The following is a 21,316-nucleotide window of genomic DNA, read 5'->3' as shown; positions in this document are numbered from 1 at the left end:
TCGATGAGCAAAGTACAAAAAAACGCTGATAAGGAATTCAGCCTATCGTCTTGGGCCATTGATAACCCATCGGTTATTTATGTAATGATCGGTATATTTCTTTGGTTAGGTTTTAACGCCTATATGGCAATGCCTAGAGAAGATTTTCCTGAAATTATAGAAACTAAAATCTACGTAAGCACACCTTACCCTGGAAACACGGCAGAGGATATTGAAAAACTAATTACCGATCCCTTAGAAGATAGACTTAAGAATATAAGTAATGTCGTAGAAGTTATTTCTACTTCCCAAGAAGATTATGCCATTATTACCATTGAATTTGATGAAGAAATTACGGTAGAGCAAGCCAAACAAAAAGTAAAAGATGAGGTTGACAGCGAAAAGGCAAGTGAAGACTGGCCAACTTTCAACGGTGCTAAGGTAGAGCCTAATGTATTTGACCTTAACTTCTCTGAAGAAGTACCAATTATGAACATCAATTTTACAGGAGATTATCCTGTTGAGAAATTAAAGGAGTTTGCAGAATACCTGCAAGATGAAGTAGAAGACTTACCTGAAATAAAGCAAGCAGACATTCGTGGTGCACAAGAATTAGAAGTGGAAGTTGGCGTAGATATCTACAAAATGATGGCTGCAAAAATTAGCTTTCAAGATGTTATTAGTGCAATTAGCAATGGTAATATGACAATGTCTGCCGGAAATTTAAAAACCATTGGCCAAAGACGAACCATACGAATTTTAGGTGAAATTGGAGACCCAAAAGAACTAAACAATTTCGTTGTTAAATCGGAAAACGGTGCGGTCTATTTAAAAGACATTGCAGTTATAAACTTTAAAGCAAAAGATAAAACTACTTACGCTCGTGAATTTGGAGATAACGTAGTAATGCTAGATATCAAAAAGAGAGCTGGTAGAAATTCAATTTCTGCGGCAGACAAAATAAAAGAATTGGTAAAGAAGGAAAAAGCAGACTATTTTCCGCCAGATTTAAATATTTCTATAGCTAATGATTCATCTACGCGAACGTTAAACCAAGTAGATGATTTAGTAAACAATATTATTTTCGGAATTATCCTTGTTGTTACGGTTCTTATGTTTTTCTTAGGTTTTAGAAATGCCTTATTTGTTGGGTTCGCCATACCCATGTCTATGTTCATGTCATTTGTAATACTCTCATGGTTAGGCTATACACTCAACACTATGATTCTTTTTGGGATGATTATGGGTCTAGGTATGTTAGTAGATAATGGTATTGTAGTAGTTGAAAACGTATACCGATTAATGGATGAAGGCATGTCTCGTATAGATGCTGCCAAAAAAGGTATTGGTGAAATTGCTTATCCAATTATTATCTCTACAGCTACAACGGTAGCGGCGTTCGTACCTTTAGGATTATGGCCTGGAATTTTTGGTCAATTTATGATCTATTTCCCAATTACACTTTCGGTAGTATTAGGTTCATCTTTGTTTGTGGCAATTTTCATGAACTCCATGTTGGTTTCTAAATTTATGAGTACCGACGAAAAAGAACTTACGCTAAAACAACTAATTAGAATGAGTTTAATTCTAGGTGGTTTAGGCATATTAATACTGCTATTTGGTGGGGCAATGCGTGGCTTAGGTTCTGTTTTAATACTTACGGCAATCATGTTTTGGGCTTATAAATATATTATTAAAGGTTCGGCAATAAAATTTCAAAAGAAAACGATGTCCAGTTTTGAAAACTGGTATGAGGTCCGTTTAAAACATGCACTAAGAGGTAGTAATGTATATTGGTATTTTGGCATTACCTTTTTTATGTTAATCGGTGTTTTTATGCTATTCGGTATGTCCGTTGGAAGCGGTCGAACCAAAATTGAATTCTTCCCTGACAATAAGCCAAATGAAATTTATGTGTATGTAGAATATCCTGAAGGGACAGCTATTACAAAAACAAATGAAATAACATTAGAGGTTGAAAAACAGGTGTATGCCATTATGGATGACCCTAAATACCAAAAAGATGGTAAAAATTTCATGATGACATCTGCAGTTTCTGTTGTAGGTGAAGGAGCAGGTAACCCACTTACCGATGGTGGTTCTTCTGCCGAAATGCCGCATAAAGGAAAAATTACGGTCAATTTTAGTGAATATAAATATAGAGACGGACTAAATACAGAAGATATTAGGGCGCGTGTGCAAGAAGCACTACAAGGCATTTACCCAGGTGTAGCCATTTCCGTTGAGAAAGACGCAAATGGTCCGCCAGCAGGTTTCCCAATTAACATTGAGTTAGAAGGCAATGATTATGATGAGTTAATTAATACTGCCGAAGACATTAAAAACTTCGTCAATACAAAGAACATTGCTGGTATAGAAGAATTAAAGATTGATGTAAACAAAGGTAAACCCGCAATGCAGGTAATTGTAGATCGTGAAAAAGCTGGTGAATTGGGTGTGGCTGTAGGCCAGGTAGGCAATCAATTAAGACGTTCACTTTTTGGAGAAAAAGCAGGTGTGTACAAGGAAGATGGTGAAGATTATGACATAAACATAAGATTCAACGAAGATTTGCGCTACAACAAGAGTGCTCTTTTTAACCAGAATATCATTTTTAGAGATCCTGCAAATGGTCAAATAAAGGAAATTCCTATTTCTGCTGTAGCAAGGGAAAAAAACACCTCAGGATTTAGTGCCATTAAACATAGAGATGGTAAAAGAGTTGTAACTGTATACTCGGGTTTAAAACCTGGTTTTACAGATGCAGGTGCCATAGTTGCTGAAATTCAAAAAGAAATGGAAAGTTTTGAAGGGATGCCATCATCAGTTAAAATTGATTATACAGGCCAACTTGAAGAACAAGCAAAACAACAAGCATTTTTAGTTGGTGCATTTTTCTCTGGTCTAGGGTTAATTATGCTAATTCTTATTTTCCAGTTTGGTGGTATCTCTAAACCATTGATTATAATGATAGCTATTTTCTTAAGCTTCATTGGCGTATTTGGAGGATTAATGATCACAGGTTGGTCTTTCGTAATTATGATGACCATGATGGGTATAATTTCTTTAGCGGGTATTGTAGTAAATAACGGAGTAGTACTTCTGGATTATACACAAATATTGGTAGATCGTAAAAAGATAAAATTAGGAATGGACGATAGCGACCTATTAACTATAGAAGATGCAACTGATTCTATGGTCGTTGGCGGTAAAGCAAGATTAAGGCCAGTTATTTTAACAGCAATTACTACTGTATTGGGTTTAATTCCCTTAGCTATTGGACTAAACATTGATTTCTTTGCTCTATTCTCAGAATTTAATCCACATATTTATATTGGTGGTGACAACGTTGTTTTCTGGGGTCCATTGGCATGGACAGTAATTTTCGGATTAATAGTTGCAACCTTCCTTACGCTAATTATTGTACCAGTTTTATTTAATATCGTATATAGAATTAAAATACGATTTAGGGGTAAAAGTAATCAGAACAATGAAGAGAACACGCAACTGAATAGTGTTGCTTAATGCAACAGTAACTAAAATAAAAAAGCCCCGTACTAATAGATACGGGGCTTTTTTTATAGAAATTTTTAGTTATTTATTACTTACTACAGGATCTTTAGAATTTGCTTTAGTAACACTAGCTATTCTATTATTGTCAAAATTTACTTCACTTTTTACATCACCTTCCCAAAATATCCACTTTCCAGTTCTAACACCGTTATCATAATTACCGATGGCAATTTTATCTCCTTTTTCATTGAACATTTTCCACTGCCCTTCTAATTTTTCATTCAGAAAGTAACCTTCTTGAGATTTTTCTCCATTAGCGTGAAAATAGGTAGCTTTTATTTTATCTCCTTCTTTTTCAAAAGTAGGATCTACTTGAGCATATGCTCCAAAAGACAAAGCCATGACGGTTATAATAAGTATTTTTTTCATGATATATATTTTTTTAAATAATGTTCTTTTTTAACACTAACAATACAAATATACATGTAGTTTTCAATTAATCAATGTTAAGATAACTTTTACATAACATTAAATTAACATTGGAGTTTTAAATATTTGTTTATTAATTAGTTAACTATTATTGCATTTAATTGCTCACCAAACCCATAATCCTATAAAACCTACATTTAATATAGACCTATAATCGAATAGACTTCTTAAATTTGCGCTTTCATTAAAGAACGTGTTATGTATAGAAGCCATTCCTGCGGGGAATTAAGAGAATTACACATTGGCCAAAAGGTAACCTTATCTGGTTGGGTAGCAAAAACTAGAGATAAAGGTTTCGTAGTATGGATAGATCTAAGAGATCGCTATGGCATTATACAATTAGTACTTGATGAAGACCGTACAAATGCTGAACTACTAGAGCAGGCAAGAAATTTGGGTAGAGAGTTTGTTATTCAAGTAAAAGGAGAGGTTATTGAAAGAGCTTCGAAAAATGCAAACATTCCAACAGGGAATATTGAGGTTTTAGTTTCTGAACTTACCATTTTAAACGAATCTAAAACTCCACCGTTCACTATAGAGAATGAAACCGACGGTGGTGAAGATCTCCGTATGAAATATAGGTATTTAGACATCCGTAGAAACCCTGTAAAGGACAATCTTATTTTTAGAAGTAAGGTAGCAATGGAGGTTCGTAAATTTTTATCTGGCGAAGGCTTTATAGAAGTAGAAACTCCTTATTTAATAAAATCGACACCAGAAGGTGCTCGTGATTTCGTTGTGCCTAGTCGTATGAACGAAGGGCAATTTTATGCATTGCCACAATCACCACAAACTTTTAAGCAGTTGCTTATGGTTGGCGGTATGGATAAATATTTTCAAATTGTAAAGTGTTTTAGAGATGAGGACCTACGTGCCGATAGGCAGCCAGAGTTTACACAGATAGATTGTGAAATGGCTTTTGTTGAGCAAGAAGATATTCTTAATGTATTTGAAAACTTAACGAAGTACCTTTTAAAAGAAGTGAACGGTGTTGAAATAGATTCGTTCCCTAGAATGACCTATGATGATGCCATGGCAAAATACGGTAACGATAAGCCAGATATTCGTTTCGGAATGGAATTTGGCGAGTTAAATGCAGTTACCCAGCATAAAGATTTTGGCGTTTTTAACACTGCCGAGCTAGTAGTTGGTATTGCTGTACCTGGTGCTGCAGAATATACCAGAAAAGAATTGGACGCCTTGGTAAATTGGGTAAAACGCCCACAAATTGGCGCAAATGGTATGGTGTATGTAAAATGTAATGAAGATGGTAGTTTTAAATCTACCGTGGATAAATTCTACGACCAAGACGATTTAGCTAAATGGGCAGAGGCAACTGGTGCTAACCCAGGTGACTTAATTTGCGTATTATCTGGTGATGCCAATAAAACAAGATCACAATTAAGTGTGCTTAGAATGGAAATGGCAACCAAACTAGGACTGAGAAATCCAAATGAATTTGCCCCGTTATGGGTAGTAGATTTTCCATTATTGGAGCTTGATGAAGAAACTGGTCATTACCATGCAATGCACCACCCATTTACATCACCAAAACCAGGTCAGTTAGCAATGTTAGATACTGATCCAGGGGCAGTACGTGCAAATGCATATGACCTTGTATTGAACGGAAATGAAATAGGCGGCGGATCTATTCGTATTCACGATAAAGATATGCAAGCAACAATGTTCAAGCATTTAGGTTTCACACCTGAAGAAGCAAGAGCACAATTCGGATTTCTAATGGATGCTTTCCAATACGGAGCACCACCACACGGCGGATTAGCATTTGGTTTGGACAGACTTGTAGCTATTTTAGGCGGACAAGAAACCATTAGAGATTTCATTGCTTTTCCTAAAAATAATAGTGGACGTGATGTTATGATCGATGCACCTGCACCTATTGATAATGCACAATTGAAAGAACTGAGTTTGAAACTAGATATTCAAGAATAGTCCATCTTGATAAAATTATAATTAAAAATCCTGTCTTTGGGCAGGATTTTTTGTTTGAGCACCAGAAACCCTACGCCAAATTTATCTTGAAGATTTAGAAGCGCTTAAAACCAAAATCTTAGCAAGTAATTAAATACCTTTGAACGCCATATATGATTTGGCTAAAAAATGCCCATCCAAAGAAACAAACTTTTAAAACGTATTTATAAATGGCGATATAAACATATTTCCCAAAAAACTTTCATATACATTCTTAGTGTAGTTGTCGGTCTTTTAGCTGGGTTGGCATCTGTTACGCTTAAAAATATCACTTTTTTTATTGAAGCATCTCTTGAAAAAGGAATCATATTTTCCAGCAATCAACTCTATTTTATTCTCCCTATTATTGGCCTTACATTAGTCTATCTATATGTAAAATACGTACATAAAGAGAAATTAAAGCATGCCGTTTCTTCCATTTTATTTTCCTTATCAAAAAACAAGGCAAATATTGATGCTAAACAAATGTATACCCAACTAATTATAGCTCCACTAACGGTAGGCTTTGGAGGTTCGGTAGGGTTACTTGGTCCGGCAGTAGCAACAGGGGCAGCATTAAGTTCTAATTTAGGAAGGCTTTTTCATATTAATTCTAAAACCCGTTCATTATTAATAGCATGTGCATCGGCAGGTGCTATATCATCCATATTTCAATCGCCCATTGCTGCCATTATATTTGCTGTAGAAGTATTTAGTCTTGATCTAACCATGATATCGATGCTGCCTTTACTTTTAGCATCAATAAGTGGTGTACTTACCTCCTATTTTTTTATGGGTAATGAAATTTTATTCAATTTTTCTATCACAGAACCATTTCAGGTAAAAGACACCTTATTTTATGTTTTTTTAGGCGTAGGCACGGCGGTTGCGTCAATCTATTTTACAAAAATGTACTTTGGTATTATCAACCTTTTTAAACCATTAAAGAGTCCAAAATACAAACTTTTAGTAGGTGGATTGGCAATAGGAGTAATGTTGTACTTTATACCGCCACTTTACGGAGAAGGGTTTGCCTTTATAAACAATTTATTGAAAGGAGACCATATACAAGCATTGGGCAAAACACCTCTTGATGCCTATATTGGTAATATTTGGGTGGTAATAGCCCTACTGTTTGGCATCACCATATTTAAAGCGGTTGCCATGACTACAACACTTGCCGCAGGTGGCGCAGGTGGTATTTTTATCCCTACTATGGTAATGGGTAGTGCATTGGGTAATGTGGTGGCAAAAGTTATAAATAACTCTGGATTAGGCTTTTCAGTATCAGAAAGCAATTTTACATTAATTGGTATGGCAGGTCTTATTGCCGGGGTACAGCATGCGCCATTAACTGCAATATTCCTTATTGCTGAAATTACAGGTGGGTATGCGCTTTTTGTGCCCTTAATGATTACGGCATCTATCTCCTATATCATTACAAAAAACACAGTAGATTATACTATTTACACAAGAGAATTGGCCGAGAGCGGAGATCTTATAACACATAACAAAGATCAAGCAGTACTTACTTTAATGGAGTTAAATACCGTTATAGAGACTAATTTTAAACTAGTTCATCCAGAAATGACTTTGGGCGAAATGTTGCATGATTCTGTCGCAAAATCTACACGTAACATTTTTCCCGTAGTCGATGCTGAACATCAATTTTTAGGTATTATTTTATTAGATGATATTAGAGAATTTATGTTCGATACCAATTTATATTCAACAATAAAAGTAGCATCCTTTATGCAAAAACCGCCCGAATATATTTATTATGGCCAGGATAGTATGCAAAAGGTAATGCAAAAATTTCAAGATAGTAGCGCTTGGAATTTACCTGTAGTAAAAGATGGAAAATACATGGGTTTTGTTTCAAAATCTAAATTACTAACTGCCTATAGACGTGAACTGATACGATTTACCAAGTAAAAAAGCACCTATATGAAATACTTAATAATTATAGTTACCCTTATTTCAATTGGATTAATAATTTATGGATTTACTTTAGATGAAGGGCAAGTAGAAACTGCCAATAAATTTATAGGATCAGGCACATTAGGTTTGTTTTTATTGGCGATGCCTCTTTTTCTCATTAAAGAAAGTAAAGGAAAAAAGTTAAAAGATTATATGTTGACAGATGACAACGTACGTAAAATGCAAGGTAAAAAACCCAGAAACACTGATAATCAAGACAATCCATAGAAGTTATAGAACAAATTTCTACCAATTAAAGTAAAATTATATTAAATTAGAGTGTTAATAATAAAATCTTACTACAATGATTGGTACCGTTAAATTTTACAATGAATCTAAAGGTTACGGATTTATAACCAATGAGGAAACAGGAAAAGATATTTTTGTTCACGCTACCGCTTTACATGGCACTCAAATTAAAGAAGGTGATAAAGTGAGCTATGAAGAAGAGGAAGGAAGAAAAGGAACTGTTGCTGGACAAATACAGGTTTTATAATAGTTTTTTCCAATATTAAAAAATTAGATGACCAAGCTTCTTAGTACATTTTATATTTAAACTAAATTCTTAGATTCTTTTTTTTACAAAAAATTGATGCAATAAACTGGAAGCCTCCTCTTCAAGAATACCTCCAATCATTTTAGTTTTTGGATGTAACGTAGTTCCCATTACACCACAACCTCGTTGATCATCTGTAGCGCCATATACAATTTTACCTATTTGGCTCCAATACAAAGCTCCCGCGCACATTTGACAGGGCTCTAGAGTTACATATAACGTACAATTTTTAAGATATTTTCCACCCAAAAAATTAGCGGCAGAAGTAATAGCTTGCATTTCTGCATGCGCAGTAACGTCATTTAATTTTTCGGTTAAATTATGCGCTCTAGCTATAATTCGATCTTGCACCACAATTACAGCACCAACAGGAACTTCCCCGGCTTCTAAAGCATATTGTGCTTCTAAAAGCGCCTTTTTCATAAAATAAGTATCGTCGTAGGGTAAAACCATAGACCCAAAAATACGATAGTTTCATTTTTAAAAAAGTATTTTTGTGCTCCATTACTAAACAATTTGAAAGCAATTCTACAACATATAAATTCGCCACAAGATCTAAAATCTCTAAACCTTAAAGATTTAGAGGGGTTAGCTATGGAACTTCGAGAATTTATTATAGACATTGTTTCAACAAAAGAAGGCCATTTAGGCGCCAGCCTAGGTGTTGTTGAATTAACTATTGCACTGCATTATGTATTTAACACCCCAATAGATAAATTGATTTGGGATGTAGGTCACCAAGCGTACGGGCATAAAATAGTAACCGGCAGAAAAGATATTTTTGAAACCAACAGGCAATTTGGGGGCATTAGTGGTTTTCCAAAAATGAAAGAAAGTGAATTTGATGCTTTCGGTACAGGACATAGTTCCACTTCTATATCTGCTATTCTTGGTATGGCACTATCTGCCCAGCTACAAGGAGATCTAAAAAGGCAACATATAGCTGTTATTGGTGACGCTTCTATTGCAAGCGGTATGGCCATCGAAGGTTTAAACCATGCAGGTGTTACCAATGCAAATTTATTGGTGGTATTAAATGATAATGCCATGGGTATAGACCCGAGTGTAGGTGCATTAAAAAAATACCTGACCAATGTAAAAACAGGTACCGCAAAAGAAGAGAATATCTTCGAGTGCCTAAATTTCTATTATTCCGGTCCCATAGACGGTCATAACTTACCTGCTTTGGTTAAGCAATTAGAACGTTTAAAGAACATTGAAGGGCCTAAATTATTACATGTAATTACTACCAAAGGAAAAGGCTTAAAAAAAGCGGAAGAAAATCAAGTAATTTATCATGCTCCGGGAAAATTTGATAAACAAACTGGCGAAATACATAAAAAGAAAGAAATAAACGAAGCTCCAAAGTTTCAAGATGTATTTGGAAAAACACTTGTTGAACTGGCATTAAAAAACGAAAAAATTGTAGGTATTACACCTGCCATGCCCACTGGTAGTTCATTAAAATTTATGATGACCGCCTTCCCAAAAAGAGCTTTTGATGTTGGTATCGCAGAACAACATGCGGTAACTATGGCTGCGGGTATGGCAGCTGATGGTTTGATCGTTTTCTGCAATATCTATTCTACATTTTTACAAAGAGCTTATGACCAAGTAATACATGATGTTGCTTTACAGAACTTACCAGTTATTTTTTGTCTGGATCGTGCTGGTTTGGTTGGGGAAGATGGCCCAACACATCATGGGGTATTCGATATTTCGTATTTAAGATGTATTCCTAATCTAATTATTTTTTCACCTTTAAATGAAATTGAGCTAAGAAATATAATGTTTACAGCACAATTAGGGTTAGAACATCCTATTGCCATTCGTTACCCCAGAGGTAGAGGTAGCATTATAAATTGGCAGCAACCAATGAAAAGAATAACTATTGGCAAGGCAACTCAATTAAAGAAAGGTAATAAAATTGCCATACTATCTACTGGTCCTATTGGCAATATAGCTTCTGAAATAATTAATGAAATTGATAAAAATGCTCCTATTGCTCATTACAATTTTCCTTTTATAAAACCATTAGATGTAGATTTACTTACCCAAATAATTCAAAAATTTGACCATATAATTACGTTAGAAGACGGTTCTGCCATTGGCGGATTTGGTTCTGCGGTATTAGAATTTGCAAATAACATTGAAATCCATAAAAAAATTAAGATATTTGGGATTCCTGATTTTTTTATCTCTCATGGAGATTATGAGAATTTATATAAAGAGGCGGGAATAGATAAGATGTCCGTAAAAAAATATGTACAACAATTTCTATGAATAGATTAGCTTCAAAATCCATTTCGTTTATATGTCCGTTACTTTTTTTTGTAACACTTTGGTCTTATGCGCAAGATACGATACCAGCACCTATACTTGTGGATAGTGTAATTGTAGACAGCGTCGCAATTGATACCATTGTAATTCGCAGAACTTTAGATAAAATATATTCCCCAAGAAAAGACGTAAACCTTCAAGTACCCAATATAGATTTTAATAAAACGAAAACCTTGGAAAAAGGTTTTCAACGCTTTAGGGTGCCTTCATTTTGGGAAACTGAAAATAGTTTTGGTATTAATATAAGTGAAGTAGCGTTTGTGAATTGGAATGCGGGTGGTGATAATGCCGTAAGTGGTCTAGGATTTTTAAAATTTGCCAGAAAATACAAATTCAGTAATTTTCAATGGGAAAATAACTTAGAATTGCGCTATGGACTAAATGCCCAAGATGGTAGAAAACTCAGAAAAACAGAGGATGTTATTCGTTTAAGTTCCAACTTAGGTTTTAAAAAAGACAACACCAGTAGATGGTTCTATTCGGTTCAATTAAATTTTAACACTCAATTTTCTAACGGTTATAAATATCCAGATAGGGATACACCTATTTCTAGATTTATGGCTCCAGGATATCTTCTATTTGGTGCTGGTACCTCATTTATTTCAAAAAATGATAAATTTAATTTGTATTTATCACCACTTACACAAAAATCAACTTTTGTTTTAGATCAAGATTTGGCAGATCGTGGAGCTTTTGGCGTCGCAGAAGCAGAGTTAGATGGTGATGGAAATGTCATTACTCCAGGTGAAAATCATCTTTTAGAAATTGGTATACTTATCACCAATAATTTCAATTACGCTATTGCTGAAAATATTGAAATGAAAAGTAGGCTCAATCTATATACCGACTATCTAAAAAGCTTTGGTAACATTGATGTTGATTGGGAGCTAAATCTAAACATGAAGGTGAATAAGTTTATTAGCACCAGTTTAGGCACACAAATGATATATGATGACGACATACTTTTCGATGTTGTAAAAAATGACGGCGGCACGATCACAGACCCAGGTACACCTAAAATTCAGTTTAAGCAAGTATTGGCTGTTGGGGTACTCTATAATTTTTAAAGTTGCTTTCCTTTAATTTTGTTATGAATATGAACTGCAGCGCTATCCGATAGACTGGCAACATAACAACAGGTATTAAGTAAAATATGGTAAAGTGATTTATCTGTTTGTTGATAAAACTTAGGTAAGGTTCTTAGTATAAGATTATGGTAATTTGATGTATCATTATCTATTTTACCAATTAATGCATTAATGTATACATCTAAAATATCCGAAATAATAGTATAGCCCGCAATTTCTTTTTCTACTACTTCTTGAGATTGATAAATTTTCTGAACACTTAAACTAATGATATCCTCAATTTGAGCCTTAAATCCACTTTTGTCCATTAAGGCTGTTTCAAAAGTTCCATTTAAAATACTTTCTTCGTTCTCAATGAAAATAGAAACGGCATCTTGTATTAAAGTATTTATTGCCAAGGCTCTTAAATAACTCAACCTATCTTCCATATATTCCAATGAATTATACTTCTTGGTATTTATAGTGTCCTTCACCAATTTAATTAGATATTCCAAAGCATAATCTTCAGAAATAAGTCCTAAATTAATACCGTCTTCAAAATCAATAATAGTATAACAAATATCATCGGCAGCTTCTACCAAAAAAGTTAGTGGATGTCTTCCATAAGAAATTGTATTGTCGTTACTTCTAATAGGCAGTCCTAAATCGTTTGCTATATTTTTAAAATTATTCTTCTCGCTTTGAAAAAAGCCAAACTTTTTATCACATATATGTTTTGTTGGATTCTTGGGTAGTGACTCTTTAGGATATTTCATGAATGCTCCCAAAGTTGCATAACTAAGGCGTAATCCTCCTAAAACCCCTGCCCTATCTTGCGTCATTAACCTAAACCCGTTGGCATTACCTTCAAAATCTATAATATCCTGGTATTCGGCCTTTGAAAGCTCCTTTTTATATGTAAGTCCTTTACCTGTTTTGAAATATTCGCCAATTGCCTTTTCGCCACTGTGTCCAAAAGGCGGATTTCCTATATCATGAGCTAAGGCCGCAGCAGCAACGATGGCTCCAAAGTCATTGAATTTATACCCATGAACTTCACTCAAATAAGGATGTTTCTCAATAATCTTTTTACCGGCCAATCTACCTAAACTTCTACCCACGACCGACACCTCAAGACTGTGGGTTAATCGAGTATGGATAAAATCTGTTTTAGATAATGGAATTACCTGGGTTTTATCTTGGAGGCTTCTAAAGGCTGAAGAAAAAATAATACGATCATAATCAACATCAAACCCTAAGCGAGTCTCATCTTGCTCATTTCGCAATCGTTTATTTTTATCTCCTTGTCTTCTAAGCGACAATAGTTCCTCCCAATTCATGTTCGTACATTTTTAATGGCCTGCAAGATACATTTTTGAAACTTCAATTAAGATATCCAAAATCACATTAAGTATTTAGCTAAACGATATCTTAACCATTAGAATATACTTTAATAATTTATCCCTAACCTTAACTTAACTTCAATACTGTTAGTTTGTAAAACAAATTTAAGGCTTACATGAAACACCTCTTTTACTTTTTTACTTTTCTAATATGTTCAGTTACTTTTGGACAAGATAAAAGCGCTGTACAAGGAAACATCTTAGATGGAGAACTATTAAATGAGCCAATGCTAATGGCAACTGTTTCTATAGAAAATACCGATAAAATTACACGCACCAATTTTAGAGGAAATTTCGAGTTTGACAACCTTAGTCCTGGTGAATATAACTTAGTTGTACAGTTTTTAGGTTATGAAACTATTGAATTACCAATAATTGTTGTCGTAGGTAAAACAACTAAAATACAAGCAATTCTTAAAGCTAAAACTTTAAACCTTTCAAGTTTAACAGTTTCTAAATAAACCAGCAAATTGTACAAACAATAATTGATTAAAAATTAAAGATTACATAATGATAGCCTTACACTAAGATGGCTACTAATATTAAACTTCGTAAATGTCTTTTTTGAAAACTTGATTTCTTTTACTATTAGTTTTTGTCGACTAGTTTTTTGAAATCTTAAAGCTACCTTAAACAAGGTAGCTTTTTTATATTCTCTTTTTTGCCCAGGTAACTAAAGTCTATTTTATTGACAATAAATGGAAAAAATAATTCTTAAAGAGTTAATATTAAGAAAACATTACCTTAACATACATTCAAGACATTTGCAACCGACAAAAACTAATACTTGATGAGAATCAATTTCAATTTGCTATGGGCGTTTTTTTTAATTTCATTTGGCGTTCTTAGTCAAGAAACCAACTCGCCCCCGTTTGGCAAAGGCCTATTTAATCTTGTAGGTCAAGACAGCTCTTGGACCATGAAAGTAGGTACCCGAATGCAAATTTTAGCCACAAGCAATTGGGGCGTAATTGATGGAAACATAGTAAATCCGGAACAAAATTTTCTAATTAGAAGGGCACGGCTTAAATTTGACGGATATGCTTATTCCCCTAAATTAGAATACAAATTAGAACTTGGACTCTCGAACCGAGATCTATCGGGCGGTTCACAGTTTACAAGCAACTCACCACGATATATATATGATGCAGTTGTAAAATGGAATTTTCATAAAAATTTTGTTCTATGGTTTGGCCAAACTAAATTACCAGGAAATATAGAACGTGTAATTTCCTCGGCTAACTTAATGCAAGTAGACCGTTCTTTATTAAATAGCAGATTTAATATTGATAGGGATATGGGGTTTCAACTAAGACACCATCACTATGTTTCGGATAAGTTTTTAATAAGGGAGATTTTTGCACTCTCTCAAGGAGAGGGAAGAAATATAACTACAGGAAATTTAGGTGGCCATCAATACACATCACGTTTAGAATTACTACCTTTTGGAACCTTTGAAAGTAAAGGCGACTATAAAGGGAGTGACCAAAAAAGAGAACAAACACCAAAATTAATGCTAGCAGCTACGTATGACATAAACAAAAATGCCGTAAAGACTAGAAGTAACCAGGGATCATATATGTTTACTGATTATGGATTTTATGAAACAGACATTAGTACCCTTTATGTAGATGCGATGTTTAAATATAATGGATTTTCATTTATGGGAGAATATGCTCACAGATCGGCCAAAGACCCGTTAGCAAAAAATTTGGACGGAACACTTACAGGAGACGAAGTACAAGTGGGTAATGGGCTAAACCTGCAAACTGGGTATTTATTCAAAAACGACTGGGAAATATCTGGCCGATTTACAACTATTAAATTGGATAGAGAAATTACAGGAATCAACCCACAATCTCAATACACTTTTGGGCTTTCTAAATATATAGTAGGACATAGTTTAAAAGTACAAACCGATCTAAGTTATCTTTCAGAAGAAACCGGCAACGATGCTTTAATGTATAGATTACAATTAGACATTCATTTTTAACAAATAATAACCTTAAAGTAACATTATAGCAAAAAGCGATAATGATATTTGTAAATTCTTAGCGTACTAATATTATGGACAATATTTATTTTTTAATGCTTATAGCACTAGCAATCTTAGCTATAGCGGATCTTGTTGTTGGGGTAAGTAACGATGCCGTGAATTTTTTGAATTCAGCAATAGGTTCAAAAGCTATTTCATTTAGAACTATAATGATTGTGGCCAGTTTCGGTATTGCTGCCGGAGCACTTTTTTCTAGTGGTATGATGGAAGTTGCTCGAAAAGGAATCTTTAATCCAGGTGAATTTTATTTCGACGAAATCATGTTCATTTTCATGGCTGTAATGATAACGGATATTTTGTTACTAGATTTTTTTAATACACTTGGCATGCCTACATCGACAACTGTATCGATAGTTTTTGAACTATTAGGTGCGGCCGTTGCTATGTCTTTAATTAAAATTGGAGCGGATAATGGAAGTTTTTCAGATGTCATTAATTATATTAATAACGACAAGGCTATTCAAATTATTTTTGGAATATTGCTTTCTGTAGTGGTAGCATTCTCCGTAGGTGCTTTGGTTCAATGGGCTTCTAGACTACTCTTATCTTATAACTTTGAGAAAAAATCAACATGGGTAGGTGCTTTATTTGGTGGGTTTGCCTTGTCTTCCATTACTTACTTTATTTTAATGAAAGGTATCGGTGGAACTTCTTTTGCTAGTGAAAGCTATGCAATAATTGGTAACATTACCATAAAAGAATTCTTAGAAACCCAAGTAATTTATCTTGTTCTTTTCAACTTTTTAATCTGGTCTAGTGTTTCGTTTATCTTAATGAAATTTGCCAAGGTAAATATTTATAAATTAATTATTGGTGTAGGTACATTTGCTTTGGCCTTAGCTTTTGCCGGTAACGACTTAGTTAATTTTATTGGAGTACCTATTGCCGCATGGCAGTCTTATGAAGCATGGATGGCCTCTGGTGTTGCCGCTTCAGAATTTAGTATGGGTATACTGGCACAGAAAGTGCCTACTCCTACATTGATGTTATTCATTGCGGGAATGGTAATGGTGCTTACATTATGGTTTTCTAGCAAAGCTAAAAGTGTGGTAAAAACTTCCTTGGATCTATCTAGTCAGGAAGCTACAAAAGAACGATTTCAACCAAACTTTTTATCAAGGAGTTTAGTACGATTTACAATTACACTTTCTGAATTTCTGACAAGCCTAATACCTACCGCTCTTCAAGAAAAAATAGACAATCAATTTAAGAAACCTGTAATTACTTTGTCTAAGAACAAAGTTCACGAATTACCTGCATTTGATATGGTCCGTGCAGCGGTAAACCTTATGGTTGCCGGTATATTAATTTCTATTGCCACATCTTATAAATTGCCATTGTCAACTACGTATGTAACTTTTATGGTTGCAATGGGTACATCTCTTGCGGATAGAGCTTGGGGTGCCGAGAGTGCGGTATATAGAGTTGCAGGAGTACTTAATGTAATTGGCGGGTGGTTCGGTACAGCAATAATTGCTTTTATAGCAGCAGGAGCCATTTTAGCCTTAATAAGTTTTGGAAAAGGCGCGGCCATTGCAGTTTTATTATTACTAGCAATATTACTTTTAGCAAGAAATTATATTTCGCATAATAAAAAGGCAAAAGAATTACGTGCCGAAGATTCACTAAACAGAGCTGAAAGTAGTTCTATACAGGGTGTAATTATAGAGAGCGCCAAAAACATTTCAAATGTTCTAAAAAGAACAAATAAAATTTACACCAATTCCATTAACGGACTTGCTAAACAAGATGTTAGTCTACTTAAGAAAAATAAAAAACAAGGCGAGAAACTATCTAATGAAATTGATGATTTACGTGACCATATCTTTTACTTCATTAAAAATCTTGATGAGAATAGTGTTGGCGCAAGTAACTTCTATATCAATGCACTTGGCTATTTAACAGATATTGCTCAGTCTTTAGAATATATTGGAAAAGTTAGCCATAAGCACGTTAACAACAATCATAAAAAATTAAAATACAATCAAATAAAGGAGTTAAAGCAAATTGATTTAAAGTTAGAGGAAATTTTAAATCAGACACAAACTGCATTTGCTAATCAATCCTTTGAAGAAATAGGTTTAGTTTTAAATCAGAAAGAAGATTTATTTGCTATGGTTTCCGATAAAATACAAACACAGATAGCAAGAACGCGAACAGAAGAATCTAGTCCTAAAAACACCACGCTCTACTTTTCATTGCTTCTAGAAACAAAAGACTTAATAACGTCTACAATGAACTTATTGCAGCAATATCATAATGAACACGATGGTTCAATTAAACCTGCCACAATAGATCAACCAAAAAAGTAGGTAGAGTTTTTAAAATCTTAAATTATAAGTACCTTGTCATCAAACAAAAATGATGATGAGGTACTTTTTTTCATTAATAACCCTAGTAGTAACTATTTCTTCTTTTGGACAAGAATTAAGCGGTGAACAACTTCTAGAAAAATCTATAGCGTTTCATGATCCAGAAGGCAATTGGAAATCATTTAATGGTGAAATGCTAATAGAAATGGAAGATTCTAAAAATGCTAAACGAAGCACACTTATTGAACTTAATTTGCCTGCTAGTTACTTTAAATCTACGGTTACAAAAGACAATTACACAATAGAATCAGAATTAAACAAAGAAGATTGTACCTTAAAATATAACGGTAGTACTACAATACCACCCAATATAAAAGACAGCTTAAGAATTTCTTGCGATAGAGCAAAAATGATGAAGAACTATTACACCTATTTATATGGTCTTCCTATGAAACTAAAAGACCCTGGAACCATTGTAGATGCTAGAGTTCAAAAAAAGACTTTCAAAGGAAAAGAGTATTTAGTACTTAAAGCTGGTTACGAAAAAGAAGTGGGTAAAGATACTTGGTATTTTTACTTTGACCCAAAGACCTACGCTATGGAAGTATATCAGTTTTTTCATGATCAAAGCAAAAACGACGGCGAGTATATTTTACTATCTGATATGATTACCGTAAATGGCATTAAAATACCCAAGGTTCGCAAATGGTATTATAACAAGGCAGATAAATATTTGGCAACGGATATTCTACAGAAAGCTAGTTCTCTTTAAAATGCTATTTACACACTAAAACCATTTTTTTAAAGTTAATTAAAGTACCCTAATCACATCTAGTTATGAGAAAGAGCCATTTTATACTATTGGTGCTTATAGTAACCTTAGTCTTTTTTGACATTGACCCAATGTATGCAGGTCCTGGCGGAACAGTAGTGAAAGCAATTTTTAAGACTTGGTGGGGTAAAATTTTAATGAGCACATTAGCCATTATACTACTTCCATTAACGCTTTATGTTTATTTCAGGGAATTCTTTGCTGTTAAAAAATGTAAGAAGCAATTATTACAATTAGGCCAAAGAAATAAAGATTTCTCTTGGTTAAATTTAGATAAAAATGTACGCAATATATTCACCCGAGTATACATTGCATGGAACAACCAAGATTTAAAAGAGGCATCAAGTTATATTAGCCATTGGTACTGGCAAAATCAACAATTGGTTCATTTAAATGAATGGAAAAAAAACAACCTTAAAAACGTGTGTAAAGTTGATGGAATTAAATCTGTTAAACCACTCTACCTAGAAATTTCAGAAAATGAAAATTTAGAAGGATCAAGAATTGCCTTTTTGATTACAGCCAATATAATGGATTACATGATAAATAGGGATACCAATAAAATTGTACAAGGCAGTAATAAGTTTGATGATGAAGATAAAATTTGGATATTGGAATATACGGAAGGCCAATGGGTTTTAGATGACATCCAAGACGGACAATTATCCCTAGCCTTTGCATAGACCAAAAACATTATCCCAACAAACTTTGTTCCTGTAAGGTAATTAATTTGTAGTAAGGTCACTGACTATCTGTAAAAATTCATTTCATCAATATACACCCATACCTCAGGAGGCAATAAGGGTTTAACGTTCTTGCCATTTTTGTGTTCCTTTCGAATAAAAGTGGAAGAAATTTCCATTATTGGAGCATCTACACGATGTATCTTTTTATGGTTGTTAAATTGATGTTCAATAGCTCCCTCGGATATTCTTGGGTAAACGTAAATAGTATAATTTTCTAAAATGGCTATATAATTTTTCCATTTATGAAGACCTTTTAAATTATCCTCGCCCATAATCAATGAAAAGCTATATCCCTTAGGGTACTTTTCATTTAAATGAACAAGTGTATTTACCGTATAGTTTGGTTGTGGCAGATCAAATTCAATTTTACTAGGTTTTAATTTTGAATAATCCTTAGTGGCTTGGTAAACCATTTCATATCTATGATGATTGTCCAAAAGTGATTTTTTGACTTTAAAAGGACTTTGAGGAGTTACGACAAACCAAACCTCATCTAGCTCAGAAAACTCCACCATATGGTTAGCAATGACCAAATGACCAATATGTATAGGGTTGAAGGTTCCGAAATAAAGTCCTACTTTTTTCATAACCCTTTATTCTTTATCCTCAGCCACAAAAGTAGCAACCAAATCTACAGCTTCCTTTAAGGCTACTTCCAAATCATAATTTTTAATAATACGATCAAACTGTGGAGCAGTTGCCAATTCTACCGAAGCCTTTGCAATACGCATATTTATTTTGTCATCACTTTCAGTACTTCGTTTTTTAAGTCTAATCTTTAATTCATCTACACTAGGAGGTTTAACAAAAACTGCTAAGGTCTGTTCAGGAAATTTCTTTTTAATACGAAGTCCGCCAACAACATCAATATCAAAAATTACATTTTTACCTTCTGCCCAAAGTCGTTCAACCTCACTTTTTAAAGTACCATAAAAATTATCTCTGTATACTTCTTCCCATTCTAAAAAATCATCATTCTTGATATGATTTTTAAACTCGGAAACCGACATAAAATAATAATGCTCTTTATTCTTTTCTTTTCCTCTCCTTGGCCTTGAAGTAGCTGAAACAGAAAATGCTAAATTTAGTTCAGGTTGATTTAAGAGATGTCGTACAATTGTTGTTTTTCCACTTCCTGATGGTGCAGAAAAAATTATAAGCTTACCACCTTTCATCTATAGTACGTTTAACATTTGTTCTTTAATTTTTTCAAGCTCATCTTTCATTTGCACCACTATTTGTTGCATTGGCGCATAATTTGCTTTTGATCCGATAGTATTTATTTCACGACCAATTTCTTGAGAAATAAAGCCAAGTTTTTTACCGTTGCTATCATTAGATTTTAATGTTTTACTGAAATAATCCAAATGATTTGCTAAGCGGACTTTCTCTTCCGTAATATCATATTTTTCTAAATAGTAAATAAGCTCTTGTTCAAACCTATTCGCATCTACCTCTGCTTTTAAATCTTGAACGGCCTTTTCTAAACGCTCTCTAATTGTACCTTGACGTTCGGGGTCTATTTCAATTACCTTCTCTAGCAATTGTTTTAATGAAGATATTCTATCTAAAAAATCTTGTTCTAATACACTACCCTCTTCAGATCTAAATTTATTTATTTCGACCAAAGCTTCTTTTAAAGCTTCTTTTATTGCTTCGTATTCGTCTTCATCAATGTCCTCCTTTGCCGTTTTCATCGCATCAGGAAAACGTAATGCCATTTCTAAAAGCCTTAAGTCATCTCCTGAAGCTATTTGCTGTAATTGAACCATATATTGCTTTACGGCAACTTCATTTACTTGTGAGGTTGTTTCATCTCCAGTTAATTCAATATAAAGGCTAAAATCTACCTTACCACGTTGAAGAGAATTGACTACTAATTTTCTTAATTCTAATTCCTTTTCTCTGTAGCTCGATGGCATTCTGGCATTTAAATCGATGCTTTTACTATTCAGGGATTTTATCTCTACAGTAATTTTTTTATTTGGTAATTGAACTACATGTTTTCCGAAACCGGTCATCGATTGAATCATAAATACATTTTTGATTTTGACAAAGGTAAGGTAATTGAC

The 21,316-nt window shown here is 33.9% G+C and carries 18 protein-coding genes; 12 read left to right on the top strand and 6 right to left on the bottom strand.

Features of this window, described 5'->3' with window-relative positions; genetic code table 11:
- Window positions 1-3 precede the first annotated feature (3 nt).
- Window positions 4-3,504, top strand: coding sequence for an efflux RND transporter permease subunit (locus BTR34_RS09465; protein WP_068480650.1), 3,501 nt, complete (start codon window positions 4-6; stop codon window positions 3,502-3,504).
- A 69-nt stretch (window positions 3,505-3,573) separates the two neighbouring features.
- Here BTR34_RS09465 and BTR34_RS09460 read toward each other — a convergent pair whose 3' ends face one another.
- A complete protein-coding gene (locus BTR34_RS09460) occupies window positions 3,574-3,921 on the bottom strand; it encodes a toxin-antitoxin system YwqK family antitoxin (protein ID WP_068480647.1) in 348 nt (115 codons plus the stop codon).
- Window positions 3,922-4,179: 258 nt separating this feature from the next.
- Between BTR34_RS09460 and aspS the strand changes: the two genes are divergently transcribed.
- From aspS to BTR34_RS09440, 4 genes are all read left to right on the top strand, one after another.
- Window positions 4,180-5,934 carry an aspartate--tRNA ligase gene (gene aspS, locus BTR34_RS09455; RefSeq protein ID WP_068480644.1) on the top strand — a complete coding sequence of 585 codons (1,755 nt, stop codon included), beginning with the start codon at window positions 4,180-4,182 and terminating at the stop codon, window positions 5,932-5,934.
- 168 nt (window positions 5,935-6,102) lie between these two features.
- Complete coding sequence (locus BTR34_RS09450) at window positions 6,103-7,887, top strand: chloride channel protein (RefSeq protein ID WP_068480640.1); 1,785 nt, start codon at window positions 6,103-6,105, stop codon at window positions 7,885-7,887.
- A 12-nt stretch (window positions 7,888-7,899) separates the two neighbouring features.
- Window positions 7,900-8,160: a hypothetical protein gene (locus tag BTR34_RS09445; RefSeq protein ID WP_068480637.1), complete on the top strand. Its 261-nt coding sequence runs from the start codon at window positions 7,900-7,902 to the stop codon at window positions 8,158-8,160.
- Between the two features lie 76 nt (window positions 8,161-8,236).
- Complete coding sequence (locus tag BTR34_RS09440) at window positions 8,237-8,428, top strand: cold-shock protein (RefSeq protein ID WP_068480634.1); 192 nt, start codon at window positions 8,237-8,239, stop codon at window positions 8,426-8,428.
- A 69-nt stretch (window positions 8,429-8,497) separates the two neighbouring features.
- Here the strand turns inward: BTR34_RS09440 and BTR34_RS09435 are convergent, their stop codons facing one another.
- Window positions 8,498-8,941: a nucleoside deaminase gene (locus BTR34_RS09435; protein ID WP_068480631.1), complete on the bottom strand. Its 444-nt coding sequence runs from the start codon at window positions 8,939-8,941 to the stop codon at window positions 8,498-8,500.
- Window positions 8,942-9,004: 63 nt separating this feature from the next.
- On the opposite strand from BTR34_RS09435, the gene BTR34_RS09430 reads away from it, so the two are divergent.
- Both BTR34_RS09430 and BTR34_RS09425 read left to right on the top strand, forming a co-directional pair.
- Window positions 9,005-10,771, top strand: a complete 1,767-nt coding sequence (locus BTR34_RS09430) for a 1-deoxy-D-xylulose-5-phosphate synthase (RefSeq protein WP_068480628.1) — start codon at window positions 9,005-9,007, stop codon at window positions 10,769-10,771.
- The gene (locus BTR34_RS09425; protein ID WP_068480625.1) at window positions 10,768-11,895 is read left to right on the top strand and encodes a DUF3078 domain-containing protein; all 1,128 of its coding nucleotides are present in this window, start codon (window positions 10,768-10,770) and stop codon (window positions 11,893-11,895) included. The genes BTR34_RS09430 and BTR34_RS09425 overlap by 4 nt, the downstream gene beginning before the upstream one ends.
- On the opposite strand, the gene BTR34_RS09420 is transcribed toward BTR34_RS09425, so the two are convergent.
- On the bottom strand, window positions 11,892-13,235 hold the full coding sequence (locus BTR34_RS09420; RefSeq protein WP_068480622.1) for a deoxyguanosinetriphosphate triphosphohydrolase: 1,344 nt from the start codon (window positions 13,233-13,235) through the stop codon (window positions 11,892-11,894). The genes BTR34_RS09425 and BTR34_RS09420 overlap by 4 nt on opposite strands.
- A gap of 179 nt (window positions 13,236-13,414) precedes the next feature.
- Between BTR34_RS09420 and BTR34_RS09415 the strand changes: the two genes are divergently transcribed.
- From BTR34_RS09415 to BTR34_RS09395, 5 genes are all read left to right on the top strand, one after another.
- On the top strand, window positions 13,415-13,759 hold the full coding sequence (locus BTR34_RS09415; RefSeq protein WP_068480619.1) for a carboxypeptidase-like regulatory domain-containing protein: 345 nt from the start codon (window positions 13,415-13,417) through the stop codon (window positions 13,757-13,759).
- Between the two features lie 329 nt (window positions 13,760-14,088).
- Window positions 14,089-15,291 (top strand): porin, encoded by a 1,203-nt coding sequence (locus BTR34_RS09410; protein ID WP_068480616.1) that lies wholly within the window; start codon window positions 14,089-14,091, stop codon window positions 15,289-15,291.
- A gap of 74 nt (window positions 15,292-15,365) precedes the next feature.
- On the top strand, window positions 15,366-17,666 hold the full coding sequence (locus BTR34_RS09405) for an inorganic phosphate transporter (protein ID WP_068480613.1): 2,301 nt from the start codon (window positions 15,366-15,368) through the stop codon (window positions 17,664-17,666).
- 55 nt (window positions 17,667-17,721) lie between these two features.
- Window positions 17,722-18,438: a DUF6503 family protein gene (locus BTR34_RS09400; RefSeq protein WP_317043881.1), complete on the top strand. Its 717-nt coding sequence runs from the start codon at window positions 17,722-17,724 to the stop codon at window positions 18,436-18,438.
- 65 nt (window positions 18,439-18,503) lie between these two features.
- Window positions 18,504-19,181 carry a Tim44 domain-containing protein gene (locus BTR34_RS09395; RefSeq protein ID WP_068480608.1) on the top strand — a complete coding sequence of 226 codons (678 nt, stop codon included), beginning with the start codon at window positions 18,504-18,506 and terminating at the stop codon, window positions 19,179-19,181.
- Between the two features lie 65 nt (window positions 19,182-19,246).
- Here the strand turns inward: BTR34_RS09395 and nadD are convergent, their stop codons facing one another.
- The 3 genes from nadD to BTR34_RS09380 are packed head-to-tail and all read right to left on the bottom strand — an operon-like array spanning window position 19,247 to window position 21,277.
- Complete coding sequence (nadD, locus tag BTR34_RS09390) at window positions 19,247-19,831, bottom strand: nicotinate (nicotinamide) nucleotide adenylyltransferase (protein WP_068480605.1); 585 nt, start codon at window positions 19,829-19,831, stop codon at window positions 19,247-19,249.
- A 6-nt stretch (window positions 19,832-19,837) separates the two neighbouring features.
- Window positions 19,838-20,419 (bottom strand): guanylate kinase, encoded by a 582-nt coding sequence (gene gmk, locus BTR34_RS09385; protein ID WP_068480601.1) that lies wholly within the window; start codon window positions 20,417-20,419, stop codon window positions 19,838-19,840.
- Window positions 20,420-21,277, bottom strand: a complete 858-nt coding sequence (locus BTR34_RS09380; RefSeq protein WP_068480598.1) for a YicC/YloC family endoribonuclease — start codon at window positions 21,275-21,277, stop codon at window positions 20,420-20,422. It lies immediately after the preceding gene.
- Window positions 21,278-21,316: the final 39 nt, after the last annotated feature.

It is taken from the genome of Maribacter hydrothermalis, assembly GCF_001913155.1.
Taxonomy (GTDB): domain Bacteria; phylum Bacteroidota; class Bacteroidia; order Flavobacteriales; family Flavobacteriaceae; genus Maribacter; species Maribacter hydrothermalis.
Note: the sequence above shows the minus strand (reverse complement) of the source record. Positions and strands in the feature narration are given on the sequence as shown.